Here is a 14,587-nt window from a genome sequence, read left to right as displayed (position 1 = left end):
CCAACTCCTCCAGATCGGCTCGGAACCCGCGCTGGATCGCTCCGGGCGTCGGTTTTGGAGGAGTTATCGACGCCCGACCGAGCCGAACAGGGCCCGCGCCCCGCTGACGATGGTCTGACTCAGCCCGAGGGCACCGCAGCGGCCTCGCCCCGGGCGCACCGCGCCGGCTGCGGCGAACCCCGGCACACCGGCGCCAACTCCTCCAGATCAGCTCGGAACCCCCGCTGGATCGCTCCGGGAGCCGGTTTTGGAGGAGTTATCCACCCCCGACCGACCCGAACGGGGCCCACGCCCGCCCCGCGGCGGGCACAACTGCGGAGTTCCGGGCCGAAACGGCCGATCTCCGGCCCACCCGCACCACCCCACCCGCACCACCTGACCCGCGCCGCGCCACCCCACCACCTGCGGCACGCGGCTCTCCCCCGTCAGGAGGAGCGGCCGCACCTCCCCCGGCGGGGGGAGGTGCGGGCGAGCCCCGATCCGTAGCGTCGAAGCACGGACGAAGGAGGATCCATGCTGCACCTCAGCGGGGTGACCAAGAGCTACGGCGACCGCCGCGTGCTCGACGATGTCGGGTTCACGGTCGGAGACGGCCGGCTCACCGGTTTCGTCGGCGGTAACGGCGCCGGCAAGACCACGACGATGCGCATCGCTCTCGGCGTGCTGGCCGCGGATGCGGGGACCGTCACGCTCGACGGCACGCCCGTGACGTCCGAGGACCGGCGCCGGTTCGGCTACATGCCCGAGGAACGCGGCCTGTACCCGAAGATGAAGGTCGGCGAGCACATCGCCTACCTCGCTCGGCTGCACGGGTACAGCAAGGCGGATGCGACGGCGAAAGCCGAGACGCTCCTCGACCGGCTCGGCTTGGGTGAGCGGCTCGGCGACACGGTCGAGACGCTCTCGCTCGGTAATCAGCAGCGCGCGCAGATCGCCGCAGCGCTCGTGCACGAGCCGGAGATCCTGATCCTCGACGAGCCGTTCTCGGGCCTCGACCCGCTGGCGGTCGAGGTCGTTGCCGGAGTGCTGCAGGAGCGGGCCGCGGCCGGCGTCGCGGTGCTGTTCTCCTCGCATCAGCTCGATGTCGTCGAACGGCTGTGCGATGACCTCGTGATCATCGCGGCCGGCACGATCCGCGCGGCGGGCACCCGCCAGTCGCTCCGCGATCAGTACGCGTCGCCGCGCTACGAGATCGTCACCTCCGGCGACCTCGGCTGGCTGCGCGACGAGCCGGGCGTGGAGGTCGTCGAGTTCGCCGGCGGCCAGGCCGTGTTCGATGCGGCCGAGCCCGACGTCGCCCGGCGCGTGTTGACGCGCGCCGTCGCCGGCGGAGACGTCGACTCGTTCGCTCCGCAGCATCCGTCGCTCGCTCAGATCTTCCGGGAGGTCATCCGATGAACGCTCACACCCCCACCGCCCCGTCGGCGGCGCAGAGCGTCTGGCTGGTCGCCGAGCGCGAGATCGGCTCGCGACTGCGCAGCAAGACGTTCATCGTCTCGACGGTGATCCTCTTCCTCATCGCGCTGGCGGCGGTCGTCTGGGGCGGGTTCTCGGCGAGCCAGTCGAATGCCATCACGGTCGCGGTCACCTCCGACACGTCGTCCGCGGTCACCGGCGTCGACGGCCTCGAGGTGACGGATGCGGACTCCACCGACGCTGCCCTCGCCCTCGTCGAGGACGGCACGGTCAGCGCGGCGCTGATCCCGAGCGATCAGGTTCCGGATGCGGCGGCGTCCGCATCCGGTCCATTCGATTACACGATCGTCGCGAACGACGAGGTGCCGTCGGGCCTCATGCCGCTGCTCAGCCAGTCGCCCGCCGTGCACCTGCTCGACCCGTCGAGCACGGACTTCCTGCTGCGTTACTTCGTGGCGCTCGGGTTCGGGATCGTCTTCCTGCTGGCCGCGTCGACGTTCGGCGGAACCATTGCGCAGTCGGTCGTGGAGGAGAAGCAGACGCGTGTCGTCGAGCTGCTGATCTCGGCGATCCCGGTGCGGTCGCTGCTGGCCGGAAAGGTGCTCGGCAATACGATCCTCGCGATGGCCCAGATCGTGGTGCTCGCGGCGATCGCGGTGATCGGGCTCTCGGTCACCGGGCAGGATCTCGTGCTCACCGGGCTCGGCGGGCCGGTCGTGTGGTTCGCGGTGTTCTTCCTCTTCGGCTTCATCCTGCTGGCGTCGCTGTTCGCGGCGGCGGGGGCGATGGTGTCTCGTCAGGAGGACATCGGGTCGACCACCGCGCCGATCACGACGCTCGTGATGCTGCCGTATTTCCTCGTCATCTTCTTCAACGACAACTCGCTCGTGCTGACGATCATGTCGTACGTGCCGTTCTCGGCTCCGGTCGGGATGCCGCTTCGGCTCTACCTCGGTGAGGCGATGTGGTGGGAGCCGCTGGTGGCGCTCGTGATCCTGATCGCGACGTGCATCGCGGCGATCGTTCTGGGCGCCCGGATCTACTCGGGTTCGCTGCTCCGGATGGGTGCGCGGGTGAAGCTGTCCGAGGCCCTCTCGCGCCGCTGACCCCCACCCCACCCACAGCCCGCGAGACGGGATCTGGGCGCCGAAACCGAGGGGTAACCCCCAGGTCTCGGCGCGAAGATCCAGTCTCGCGGGCTTGTGCGGCGCTCAGCGGCGGTGGGCGGCGCGGCCACTGTGACCGTGCAGGGCGTCGGCCGCGCGGACGAGCGCGAGGTGCGAGAACGCCTGCGGCGTGTTGCCCACCTGGCGACCGGCAACCGGATCGAACTCCTCCGACAGCAACCCGACGTCGTTGTGCGCGAGGCAGGCGAGGTCCATCAGCTTCTCCGCATCCGCCACCCGACCCGAAGACGCGTACTGCTCGACGAGCCAGAACGAGCAGGCGAGGAACGGATGCTCCGTCCCGGCCAGTCCGTCGACGCCCGACGCGGTGCGGTACCGGTCCACGAGTCCGGTGCCCATGAGCTGCCGCTCGATCTCGGCCACGGTCGCGAGCATCCGCGGGTCATCGGGCGCGCAGAACCCGACCTGCGGCAGCACCAGCAAGGACGCGTCGACCTCGTGGGAGTCGTAGTGCTGGGTGAAGTAACCGCCCGTCGCATCGACGCCCCGCGCGAGGATCTCGTCGCGGAGGTGGTCGCGCAGCATCCGCCACCGATCGACCGGGCCGTCGAGCCCGTGCTCCTCGACGGCGCGCACCCCCCGGTCGAACGCGGCCCACATCATCACGCGGGACTGCGTGAACAGGCGCGGTTCGCCGCGGATCTCCCAGATGCCGTTGTCGGGCCGGTCGAGGTTGGCGGCCACGCCGTCGAGCAGGGCGCGCTGCAGCGCCCAGGAGAACGGCTCATCCGGCAGGCCCGCGACGCGGGCGGCTTCGAGCGCGACCATCACCTCGCCGACGACGTCCGCCTGATACTGGTCGACCGCGCCGTTGCCGACCCGCACGGGCGCCGCCCCCTGATATCCGGGCAGGCTGGTGAGCTCGCGTTCGGCGAGGTCGCGTTCCCCGGCGATGCCGTACATGATCTGCATCTCGGCCGGATCCCCCGCGACCGCGCGCAGCAGCCACAGCCGCCACGACTCCGCGACGTCGAGGAACCCGTGATTCACCAGCGCCTCGAGGGTCAGCGCCGCATCCCGGAGCCAGACGTAGCGGTAGTCCCAGTTGCGTGCGCCGCCGAACTGCTCCGGCAGCGACGTCGTCACGGCCGCGACGATTCCGCCGGTGTCCTGGTGCGAGAGGGCGCGCAGCACGAGCAGCGAACGCACGACCTCGTCGCGGTGGGGTCCGTCGTGCGCGATCGACGCGGCCCACTGCGTCCACCAGTCGCGCGTCTCCGCGAGCGCGGCGTCGACATCGAGCGGCTCGGGCGTCGGCGCGTACGACGGAAACCAGGTGGCGGTCAGGTCGCGGGTCTCGCCGGCCGCGACGGTCAGTCGGCCCCGGTGCGCGTGTCCGTGCGGGGCGAGCGCCACGCCGCGCACGACGAGGGCGTCCGGGCCCGCGGTCGCGTGCAGCGCGGGAGCTGTCAGGTCGCCCATCTGCCGCACCCACGGAAGGGCGCGGGCATAATCGAAGCGGATGCGGAGGTGCGTCGTGAACTCGACCTCGCCCGACACCCCGACCACCCGGCGCACGAGATCCACGCGTCCGCCGTCGACCGGCAGCAGGTCGTGTACCTCGGCGACCCCGGACGGAGTCTCCCAGCGCGTGATGAGCACGAAGGTGTCGCCGTCGTACCGACGGGTGGCGCGCGCCGCCTCGTCGTGCGGGCGGAGGCGCCAGCATCCCTGCTCCGCCTCCCCGAGGAGCGCACCGAAGACGGATGCGGAATCGAACCGCGGCGCACAGAACCAGTCGACGCTCCCCTCGCGCGAGACGAGGGCGGCCGTGCGGCAGTTGCTGAGGAGGGCGTAGTCCTCGATCGGGGCGCTCACCCCCTGATCATGCCCGTTCGTCAAGCCCGGTGTTCACCTGCTCGACGAGTCGCAGCGAACACTAACGTGGCTGTCGTGACCGATGACACCACGCTCGTGATCTTCGGGGCGACGGGCGACCTGACGTCGCGCCTCGTTCTGCCCGCCCTCGCCCAGCTGCTCGAACGCGAGCCGCAGCGCAGCGTGCGGCTGATCGGCTGCGGTCGCCGTTCGCTCACCGACACGGCCTGGCGCGCGCTCGTGCGGAAGGCGTTCGGCGAGGAGCGGTCGGATGCGGCGGCCGCCGTCGCGAAGGCGACCGTGTTCCGTCAGGTCGATCCGACCGACGCGGCCGCGCTGAAGACGCTGCTCGGCGAGGTGGAGGGGCGGGCCGTGCTGTACTTCGCGCTGCCGCCGCAGGTCGCGCAGCAGGCGTGCGAACAGCTCGAGCCCGGCGACCTGCCCGAGGGCACGGTGCTGGCGTTGGAGAAGCCGTTCGGTTCCGACCAGGCCAGCGCGCACACCTTGAACGAGGCGCTTCGCCGTCTCGTTCCGGAGAACCAGATCTTCCGGGTCGATCATTTCCTGGGCCGCTCGACGACGTTGAATGTGCTCGGCATCCGGTTCGCGAACCGGATCTTCGAACCGGTGTGGTCGGCCGAACACGTCGAATCGGTCGTCATCCGGTTCGATGAATCGCTCGGTCTCGAGGATCGGGCCGGGTACTACGACGAGGCCGGGGCCCTCGTCGACATGATCCAGAGCCACCTGTTGCAGGTCATGGCCGTTGTGGCGATGCAGCCGCCGGCGACCCTGCACGAAGCCGACCTCCGCGACGCGATCACCGCGGCGCTGCGGGCGACGGTCGTGTGGGACGACAACGCCGTGCGGTCCTCGCGTCGCGCGCGGTACACCGCGGGTGAGGTCGGCGGCGAGGATCTGCCGTCCTACGCCGACGAGCCCGGCGTAGATCCCGCGCGCGCGACCGAGACGCTCGCGGAGGCGACGTTCGAGGTGCGGACCAGCCGATGGGCGGGCGTGCCGTTCACACTGCGCTCGGGGAAGGCGATCGGGCGCCCGCAGGCCGACATCACACTGACGTTCCGGCCGGTGCGGCACCTGCCTGCGGGGTTCACCGGCGCCGCGCCCGGTTCGGTGCTGCGTTTCTCGCTCGGGCCCGACGCGATGGCGCTCGCCCTCAACGTCAACGGCGGCGAGGACCCCTTCACCTTGACCCGCCAGACGATGGAGGCGTCGCTCGGTGAGGGCGCGCTGCGCGCGTACGCCGAGGTGCTCTCCAGCATCCTCGACGGCGATGCCGCGCTGGCGGTCCGCGGCGACGCCGCCGAGCAGTGCTGGCGCATCGTGCAGCCGATCCTCGACGCCTGGCACCGCGGCGACGTGCCCCTCGACGAGTATCCCGCCGGCTCGAGCGGCCCGGAGTCCTGGCCCGCACTCCCCTGACCCGGGGTTCGCCCGTGCGCCTCGGGGGTTCGCCCGCGCGCCTCGGGTGTGCGGCCGCACTCCCCCTGACCCGAGGTTTCCCGCGCGCGCCTGCGGGCGCGCCCGCGCACTCCCCGGACCCAAGGCTTCCCACGCGCGCCCGCGCTCGCGCGCGCTGATCTCTCGCGCCCTCCGCGCGCGCCGCCCCTCGTGCGCGCCAGAACAGCAGGGCCGCAGAGAAATGTGTTGCGAAATCAGATAATGCGCATTAGCGTGAGGCGAGTATCGTGATGATGCGCATTATCAGCTTCACCACTCGACGGAGAGCACATGAGCCGCAGCGAAACCGGACGGATCACCCAGCAGCGCATCGCGCAGCTCGCGGGGGTCAGCCAGTCCACGGTCTCCCTGGTCCTGAACGGCCGCAGCGACGGTAGCGTCCGCATCCCGCAAGAGACCCGCGAGCGCATCCTCAAGGTCATCGAGGAGACCGGCTACGTCGCCGATCCGTCAGCACGCCGACTCGCGGGTGGCGACAACCACATCCTGGGCGTCTTCACCTACGAGCCCGCCTTCCCCACCGAGAGCATCGACTTCTACACTCCACTGCTCGCGGGCATCGAGGCCGGCGCCGAGATCGTCGGATCCGACCTGCTGCTCTTCACGAGCGCCCCCGTCGTCGACGGCCGTCGTCAGCTCTTCCACGAGCGCAACCGGCTGCGGCTGGCGGATGGTGTGCTCCTGCTCGGCGTCGAGATGGATCCGGTGGAGCTGCGCCGCCTCACCGAAGACGACTTCCGGGTCGTCGCCGTCGGTCGCCGTGACACCCCCGGCATCCCCTACGTGGGAATCGACTACGCGGCCGCCGCGACCGCCCTCGTGCACCGCGCCGCCGCCCTCGGGCACGAGCGCGCCATCTTCCTGCACCGCTCCAGCCTCGGAGAGTCCGTGCTCGATCGCCGTCGCGGTGTCGTCGAGGGGGCGGCCACCGCGGGCATCGCCCTCGAGAACCGCACGACGGACGGCGTCGACCCGAAGGCGGACTGGGCCGCGGTGCGTGCCTCCGGAGCCACTCTCCTCATCGCCGAAGAGCCCGCCCTCGCCGCCGCCATCCTCGACCTGGCGGAGCGCGACGGCGTATCCGTGCCCCACGACCTGAGCGTCGTCGCGCTCGGTTCGGTCGCCCGCCCCGGCGCCGCCGCCGTCGAAATCACCCGGCTCGTGCCGCCCCGCGAAGAGCTCGGCGAGCGCGCCGTGGCGCTGCTGGCCCGCATCCTGAGCGAAGGCGCCGAGGTTCCGGCCGCCGACCGCCGCACGCTCATGGAGTGCCCGATCGCCGACGGCGTCACCCTCGCCGCGGCACGGGCCACCCGATGAGCGCGCTCGAGACCGACGTCCTCGTCGTCGGCGGGGGGCTCGGCGGTGTCGCCGCGACGCTCGCCGCGCTCGAGGCCGGGCAACGGGTCGTGCTCGTCGAGCAGTACGCCTGGCTCGGTGGGCAGCTGACGAGCCAGGCCGTGCCGCTCGACGAGCACAGCTGGATCGAGCAGTTCGGTGCGACCTCGCGCTACCGGCGCCTGCGCGACGGCATCCGCGACTACTACCGCGACTGGTATCCACTCACGGCCGCAGCGCGCGCGGACGCCACACTCAACCCGGGCAACGGCCTCGTGAGCCGGATGTGCGCGGAGCCGCGCGCGGGCGTCGCAGTCATCGACGCGATGCTGGCGCCCCACCGTTCGGCCCGCCGGCTCACCCTCATCCAGCCCGCCGTCGCCGTGTCCGCCGACGTCCACCACGATCGGATCCGCGCGGTGACCGTGCGCGGTCTCGACGACGATCGCGAGACCGAGATCGTCGCGCGGTTCGTGGTCGATGCGACCGAGCTCGGCGATCTGCTCCCGCTCACCGGCGCCGAGTACGTGACCGGGTTCGAGGCCCGCGCCGACACGGGCGAACCCAGCGCACCCGAGGAGGCGCAGCCGCACAACCAGCAGGCGTTCAGCTGGTGCTTCGTCGTCGACCACGTCGAGGGCGACCACACGATCGACCGGCCCGTCGACTACGACACCTGGCGCGCCGTGCAGCCGGACTTCTGGGGAGCGCCGATGATCTCGCTCACCGGCCCCGACCCGCGCACCCTCGAAACCCTCACCCGCACCTTCACGCCCGGAGCCTCCCGCGCCGATGCCGTCGCGGATCAAGGCAAAGACCCCGGCGACCGGGAACTCTGGACCTTCCGCCGGATCCTCTCCCGCGACAACCTCCTGCCCGGGGCGATCCCGAGCGACCTCGTGCTCGTCAACTGGCCGATGATCGACTACCTCGGCGGCACGATCGTCGACGTTCCCGCAGACGAGGTCGCCCGCCACGAAGCCGCGGCACGCCAGCAGTCGCTGTCGATGCTCTACTGGCTGCAGACCGAGGCGCCTCGCCCCGACGGCGGAACCGGCTTCCCCGGACTGCGACTGCGGGGCGATGTGACCCAGGGCCCGGACGGACTCGCGATGGCCCCCTACATCCGCGAGTCGCGCCGGATCAAGGCGCGCACGACCGTGACCGAGAACGACCTGTCGATCGCGCTCCGCGGCCACGGCGATCCGTTCACGACGCCCGACAGCGTCGGCATCGGGATGTACCGGATCGATCTGCATCCGTCGTCCGGCGGCGACAACTACCTCGACATCGCGAGCGTCCCCTTCGAGATCCCCCTCGGGATCCTGGTGCCGCGTCGCATCGAGAATCTGCTCGCCGGAAGCAAGAACGTCGGCACGACCCACATCACGAACGGGGCGATCCGACTGCACCCCGTCGAGTGGAACATCGGCGAAGCGGCGGGGGCACTCGCCGCGTTCTGCATCGACCGTGCGGCGCTGCCCGGCGCCGTCCACAGCACTCCCGCGCTCCTGCGGGAATTCCAGACCTCACTCACCCGAGACGGCGTCGAGCTGCACTGGCCCGACGTCCGAGGCTACTAGGGCTATCAGGAGAGACACCTATGAGATCAGCAAAGACGCTGGCCGTCGCGGCGATCACCACAGCGACCGCCCTCGCCGTCACCGCGTGCGCGGGAGGGTCGGGCAACACCTCCGAGCCGACCGAGAACATCGATCTGCGGATGACGGTGTGGTCATCGAACGAGGACCACCTGGCCCTCTTCGACTCGATCGCCGACGCCTACATGGCCGACCACCCGGAGATCGCCTCCATCACCTTCGATCCGCTCCCGTTCGATGACTACACGAGCACCGTGACCACGCAGATCGCCGGCGGGAACGCCCCCGACCTGGCGTGGATCCTCGAGAACGCGGCGCCCGACTTCGTCTCGAGCGGCGCACTCGTGCCCCTCACCGACGTCTTCGAGGCGACCGACGGGTACGAGTACGACGACCTCGCCCCGAGCGCCACGGAACTCTGGACCGCCGACGACCAGCTCGTCGCGTACCCGTTCAGTACCTCGCCGTTCGTGGTCTTCGCGAACGACGATCTGCTCGCTCAGGCGGGGCAGCCGACGTCGGCCGAGCTGCAGGCATCCGGCGATTGGAACTGGGAGAAGATCGACGAGATCGGTTCCGCCGTTCACTCCAGCACCGGCAAGGCCGGCTTCGTGGTGCGCGACTTCGACTACCTGAACTGGGACTACCTCAGCACCGTGTGGAACGGATGGGGCGCCGCGCCCTGGAACGCCGACGGCACCGAGTGCACGTTCGCCAGCGACGAGATGGTCGACGCCTTCACGTTCCTGCACGACGCGGCGTTCACATCGCAGTCGATGCCCGGACCGGGAACGACGGCCGACTTCTTCGCCGGCGAGGCCGCATTCACGGTCACCCAGATCTCCCGGGCGAACCTGCTCGCCGACGGAGGTTTCACGTGGAACCTGCTGCCGCTTCCGGAGGGACCGGTCGGTGAATACTCGGTGACCGGCCAGGCCGGTATCGGCGCCCTCGCGAACGGCGCGAACACCGCCGCCGCGACGGAGTTCCTGGCGTTCTTCACCAACCCGGAGAATGCCGCGCAGCTCGCGGAGTACTTCCCGCCGCCGCGCACGTCGCTCCTCACGGTCGACACGCTCGCCGGTGCGAACCCGCTGCTCACCCCCGGGCAGATCGAGGACGTCGTCATCCCCGGCATCGAGAACGGTGAGGTGCGACCGAGTCACACCGACTCCGCGCAGATCGCGCAGCAGGTGCGTGCCGGACTCGACGCCCTCTGGGTGGCGGATGCTGACATCCCCGCGGTTCTCGAGACCACCTGCGGAAACATCTCCCCCCTCCTCGAAGGCTGATGATGGCTCTCCCCTCCTCCGTCTCCTCGGGTCGCGCCTCCGCGCGGCCCGAGGGGGCACCCCGGAAGCCGTGGCTGACCTACGCCCGCCGCGACGCCCTCGCGGGGTACGTGTTCATCGCCCCGCAGCTGATCGGCATCGTACTGTTCGTCCTGGTCCCCCTCGGGCTGATCTTCTACTACGCGTTCCACGAGTGGAACGTGCTGGCGGGCACCTTCACGTTCGTCGGCCTCGAGAACGTGGATCGGCTGTTCTCCGATCCCCAACTCGCGCCGGTCCTCACCGCGACGGGTGTCTTCTCCATCGGTCTCGTGATCTTCAACCTGTCGCTGGCGCTTCTGCTCGCGGTGCTCCTGAACCGCCGCTGGCGCGGAGTCACCGCCTTCCGCACGATCTTCTTCTCCCCCGTCGTCGTCTCGCTCGTCGCGTGGACGATCGTCTGGGGCTTCCTCCTGCAAGACAACGGCGGCATCAACGGGCTCCTGGCGGTCGTCGGAATCGACGGCCCGAACTGGCTGCGCGAGGGCGGCACGGCGATGGCGAGCGTCATCGTGGTGCAGGTCTTCAAAAACGTCGGGCTGAACATGGTGCTCTTCCTGGCCGCGTTGCAGGGAGTTCCGCGCGAGCTGCAGGAAGCCGCCCGGGTCGATGGAGCGAGCGACCGCACGGTCTTCACCCGCATCGTCCTTCCCCTTATCTCCCCCACCATCCTGCTGACACTCGTGATCACGATCGTCGGTTCGCTGCAGGTGTACGCGCAGATCGCCGTGCTCACGCAGGGCGGCCCGGGCATCTCGACCACGGTGCTCGTCTACTACCTCGTCCAGCAGGCATTCGAATTCCACCAGTTCGGATACGGGTCGACGCTCGCCATCCTGCTGTTCCTGATCGTCCTCGTCCTCACGGTCGCGCAGTGGCAGTTGCGCAAGAGATGGGTCTTCTATGAGAACTGACGCCCCGCCCGCCCCGGCACCCGCCGCCGCACCGGCACCGCCCGTCGTGCCGGCCGGCCGCCCGCGCCGGCCCGCCCCCGGATCCCCGTGGCGCAAGGTGTTCTTCTACGGAGCACTCAGCATCCTCGCCATCCCGTTCGTCTTCCCGACGTGGTGGATGATCACGTCGTCGCTGAAGCCGGTCTCGGAGATCTTCGCGTTCCCGCCATCGCTGTGGCCGACCGACCCGACGCTGGACGCCTACGTCGACGCGTTCACGATGCAGCCGTTCGCCCAGCAGTATTTCAACAGCCTGTACATCGCCGTGTTCGTCACGGTGGGCACGATGCTGATCTCGGCGATGGCCGGCTATGCGTTCGCCCGCATCCGCTTCCCCGGGCAGAACGTGCTGTTCCTCGTGGTGCTGACGGGACTGCTCATTCCGAGCGAGGTGACGATCGTTCCGCTGTTCCAGATGTTCAACACGCTCGGACTCGTCAACACGCACTGGCCGATCCTGCTCGTGACGACCTTCGGGGCGCCGAGCGTGCTGGCGACGTTCATCATGCGGCAGTTCTTCCTCACGCTGCCGGTGGAGCTCGAAGAGGCCGCCCGGCTCGACGGACTCGGACGCTGGGCGATCTGGTGGCGGATCGCGCTGCCCCTGTCGCGGACCGCGCTGGCCGCCGTTGCGATCTTCACGTTCCTGCACGTGTGGAACCTCTACCTGGAGCCGACCGTCTACCTGCTCTCCCCCGAACTGTTCACGCTTCCGCAGGCGCTCACGCGATACGCGGATGCGTACGGCGGCGAGATGTGGAACGTGCAGATGGCGGCATCCACGATGACCGCGCTGCCCGTGCTGATCGTCTTCGTGTTCGCGCAGAAGCAGTTCGTGGAAGGCCTCGCCCAGACCGGGCTGAAAGGCTAACCGATCCCACGCCGAACCGGCGTCCGATGCCCGCGCGGCGTCGGACGCCGCTTCGCGTTTGCGGGGGGGCACGAATTTGGAGGGGTTAGCGCGCGGGGCGTGCACCGAGGCCGCGCCGCACTGACCCGGGCCGGGCGGTGCCACCTCCGGGCGCGCTCCAACTCCTCCAAAACGCGGGTTTCGGGGCGCCCCGGCCTGCCGACGCACGATTCTGGAGGAGTTGGCGCGCGATGGGCGTCCGCACCGAGGCCGCGCTGCACTGACCCGGGCGGGCGGCGCGACCTCCGAGCGCGCTCCCGCGACCTCCGAGCGCGCTCCAACTCCTCCAAACCGCGGCGTCCGGGGCACCCAGACCGGCTGACGCACGTTTCCGGAGGAGTTAGCGCGCGCTCGGGGCTTCGGGGGGCGGCTGGCGCGCGAGCAGACAGGCGGAGCGGGTGCAAGCCGGGTGCCGGGCGCCGGGTGGCCGGGTGCCGGGTGGCGGGTGGCCGGGACCTATGAGCCTGCGGGGAATCGCGGCGGGAACATCCGCGGGTCGCATACGGTTGCATGGATCGGGCCGACGGCGTCCCCATAGATCAACTTCAGAGACACCCGGAGACATCATGAGCACGATTTCGTCCCGCACGGCCGTCACCGACCGTCCCGTCCTCGACGTTTTCGCCGAGCGCTGGAGCACCCGCATCTTCGATGCCGCCGCCCCGCTCGATGAAGACGCCTTCCAGAGCGCCCTCGAAGCCGCGCGCTGGGCGCCCTCGGCGAGCAACACGCAGCCCTGGCGCGCCATCGTCGCGCGTCGCGGCACGCCCGAGCACCAGCAGGTGCTCGATGCCCTGATGGGCTTCAACCAGGCCTGGGCGGGCGACGCATCCGCCCTCGTCGTCTTCGTCACCGAGCTGGCGCGCGAAGACAACGAGCCGCTGCCCTGGGCGGTCTACGACACCGGTCAGGCCGCCGCATTCTTCACGATCCAGGCGCACGCGGGCGGTCTCGCGACCCACCAGATGGGCGGATTCCACCGCGACGTGATCGCCTCGACCTTCGGCCTGGATTCCCGCTTCGAAGCCGTCTCGATCATGGCCGTCGGCACGCTCGGCGACCCGGCGACCGCCGACGCGGGAATCGTCGAGCGAGAGGGTGCCCCGCGCACCCGCCGCCCGATCGCCGAGACGCTCATCGTCAACGCCTGATCCGGGTTCCGGATGCTGCCGCCCCGGCGCGCAGCATCCGCCCGGCCCGCGAGGTGATGCCCGGCTCCGCCCCTGCGCCACCCAAGCCCCGCCCGGCCCACGCCCGACCTGGCCCGAAGCGAGGAGATGTGCCGAAGCGAGGACGGATGCGGATGCTTCGCTCCTCGCTCGAGCAGATCTCCTCGCTTCGGCCGCTGCGGCACTGGAGCGAGGCGCGAATCCCGCACCCCGGAGCGGCGACACTCTAGATCGACCGCAGCGGGTGCACCAGTGCGACCCGCACACCCGCAATGCGTGTTTATGGTGAACCATGAACCCGAGCATCGTGGCGATCGGCACCGCCGTGCCGCCGACCCGCCTCGCCCAGCACGACGTGCGCGAGGTGTTCGCGACGCAACCCGGAATCGGCCGCCTCACGCAGCGTCTCGTCCACGCCGCGTTCGACGCGTCGGCGATCGAGTACCGCCACACCGTGCTGTCGGGGCTGCTCGGCGACTCTGGAGACGGGCTTTCCGTCCGCCACGGCGACGTGCTGCTCTCGCCGCCCACGTCCGCGCGCAACGCCGAGTACCGCCGCCTCGTTCCTGCCCTTTTCGCCGAGGCATCGCGGCAGGCGTTGGCGGATGCGGGACTGGATGCGGCCGCCGTCACCCACGTCATCACGGTCTCGTGCACGGGCCTGTTCGCCCCCGGGCCCGACATGCGGCTCGTCCGCGATCTCGGGCTGAGCCCGAACGTCGAGCGCTACCACCACGGGTTCGTCGGGTGCGCGGCGGCGGTGCCCGCTCTTCGCGCCGCGCACCGGATCGCGGTCGCCCAACCCGGGTCGGTCGTGCTCGTCGCGTGCGCCGAGCTGTGCTCGCTGCACCTGCGGGCATCGTCCGACCCCGAGCAGATCGTCGCCGCGTCGCTGTTCGCCGACGGCGCCGCGGCCGCGATCGTCACGTCCGCACCCTCAACCGGGGTGCGCCTCGAGCTCGACACCTTCGCCACCGCCCTCACCAGCGACGGAGAGGACGACATGACCTGGACGATCGGTGACGAGGGCTTCGAGATGCGCCTGTCGGCGGAGGTGCCGCGCATCGTGGGCCGCGAGGTGCGGGCCGCCGCATCCGATCTGCTCGATGTCGACGCGTGGGCGGTGCACCCGGGTGGGCGCAGCGTGCTCGATCGCGTGGCCGCGGGCCTCGAGCTGACCGACGCGCAGATGGCGCCGTCGCGTGAGGTGCTGCGCGACTACGGCAACATGTCGAGCGCGACGATCCTCTTCATCCTGCGCCGCCTGCTGCACGACGATTCCCTCGGAGACGCCGATATCGGCGCGCTCGCCTTCGGCCCGGGCCTCACGGTCGAGTCGGCCCGCCTGCACCGGCGCACGGCAGCGGGCGCGTGAGTAGCGAGCG

11 protein-coding genes are annotated in these 14,587 nt (G+C 70.5%); 10 read left to right on the top strand and 1 reads right to left on the bottom strand.

Features of this window, described 5'->3' with window-relative positions; all coding sequences use genetic code 11:
• Nucleotides 1-513 precede the first annotated feature (513 nt).
• Both LMI96_RS14565 and LMI96_RS14560 read left to right on the top strand, forming a co-directional pair.
• Nucleotides 514-1,398 carry an ABC transporter ATP-binding protein gene (locus tag LMI96_RS14565; protein ID WP_228361990.1) on the top strand — a complete coding sequence of 295 codons (885 nt, stop codon included), beginning with the start codon at nucleotides 514-516 and terminating at the stop codon, nucleotides 1,396-1,398.
• Nucleotides 1,395-2,522, top strand: coding sequence for an ABC transporter permease (locus LMI96_RS14560; RefSeq protein ID WP_228361989.1), 1,128 nt, complete (start codon nucleotides 1,395-1,397; stop codon nucleotides 2,520-2,522). Before LMI96_RS14565 ends, LMI96_RS14560 begins: the two co-directional genes overlap by 4 nt.
• Nucleotides 2,523-2,627: 105 nt before the next feature.
• On the opposite strand, the gene LMI96_RS14555 is transcribed toward LMI96_RS14560, so the two are convergent.
• Nucleotides 2,628-4,421, bottom strand: a complete 1,794-nt coding sequence (locus tag LMI96_RS14555) for a glycoside hydrolase family 15 protein (RefSeq protein ID WP_228361988.1) — start codon at nucleotides 4,419-4,421, stop codon at nucleotides 2,628-2,630.
• A gap of 75 nt (nucleotides 4,422-4,496) precedes the next feature.
• On the opposite strand from LMI96_RS14555, the gene LMI96_RS14550 reads away from it, so the two are divergent.
• From LMI96_RS14550 to LMI96_RS14515, 8 genes are all read left to right on the top strand, one after another.
• Nucleotides 4,497-5,864, top strand: a complete 1,368-nt coding sequence (locus LMI96_RS14550) for a glucose-6-phosphate dehydrogenase (RefSeq protein ID WP_228361987.1) — start codon at nucleotides 4,497-4,499, stop codon at nucleotides 5,862-5,864.
• Between the two features lie 309 nt (nucleotides 5,865-6,173).
• A complete protein-coding gene (locus tag LMI96_RS14545; protein WP_228361986.1) occupies nucleotides 6,174-7,220 on the top strand; it encodes a LacI family DNA-binding transcriptional regulator in 1,047 nt (348 codons plus the stop codon).
• Nucleotides 7,217-8,821, top strand: a complete 1,605-nt coding sequence (locus LMI96_RS14540) for an FAD-dependent oxidoreductase (RefSeq protein ID WP_228361985.1) — start codon at nucleotides 7,217-7,219, stop codon at nucleotides 8,819-8,821. Before LMI96_RS14545 ends, LMI96_RS14540 begins: the two co-directional genes overlap by 4 nt.
• A gap of 20 nt (nucleotides 8,822-8,841) precedes the next feature.
• Nucleotides 8,842-10,131: an ABC transporter substrate-binding protein gene (locus LMI96_RS14535; protein ID WP_228361984.1), complete on the top strand. Its 1,290-nt coding sequence runs from the start codon at nucleotides 8,842-8,844 to the stop codon at nucleotides 10,129-10,131.
• Between the two features lie 2 nt (nucleotides 10,132-10,133).
• A complete protein-coding gene (locus LMI96_RS14530) occupies nucleotides 10,134-11,084 on the top strand; it encodes a carbohydrate ABC transporter permease (RefSeq protein ID WP_223723238.1) in 951 nt (316 codons plus the stop codon).
• A complete protein-coding gene (locus tag LMI96_RS14525) occupies nucleotides 11,074-11,994 on the top strand; it encodes a carbohydrate ABC transporter permease (protein ID WP_223723239.1) in 921 nt (306 codons plus the stop codon). The genes LMI96_RS14530 and LMI96_RS14525 overlap by 11 nt, the downstream gene beginning before the upstream one ends.
• 605 nt (nucleotides 11,995-12,599) lie before the next feature.
• Complete coding sequence (locus LMI96_RS14520; protein ID WP_228361983.1) at nucleotides 12,600-13,184, top strand: nitroreductase family protein; 585 nt, start codon at nucleotides 12,600-12,602, stop codon at nucleotides 13,182-13,184.
• Between the two features lie 310 nt (nucleotides 13,185-13,494).
• Nucleotides 13,495-14,577 (top strand): type III polyketide synthase, encoded by a 1,083-nt coding sequence (locus LMI96_RS14515; protein ID WP_228361982.1) that lies wholly within the window; start codon nucleotides 13,495-13,497, stop codon nucleotides 14,575-14,577.
• Nucleotides 14,578-14,587: the final 10 nt, after the last annotated feature.

The sequence above is a fragment of the Microbacterium sp. cx-59 genome (genome assembly GCF_020805625.1).
Taxonomy (GTDB): Bacteria; Actinomycetota; Actinomycetes; order Actinomycetales; family Microbacteriaceae; genus Microbacterium.
The sequence above is the reverse complement of the archived record's forward strand: the minus strand, read 5'-3'. Positions and strand labels throughout refer to the sequence as shown.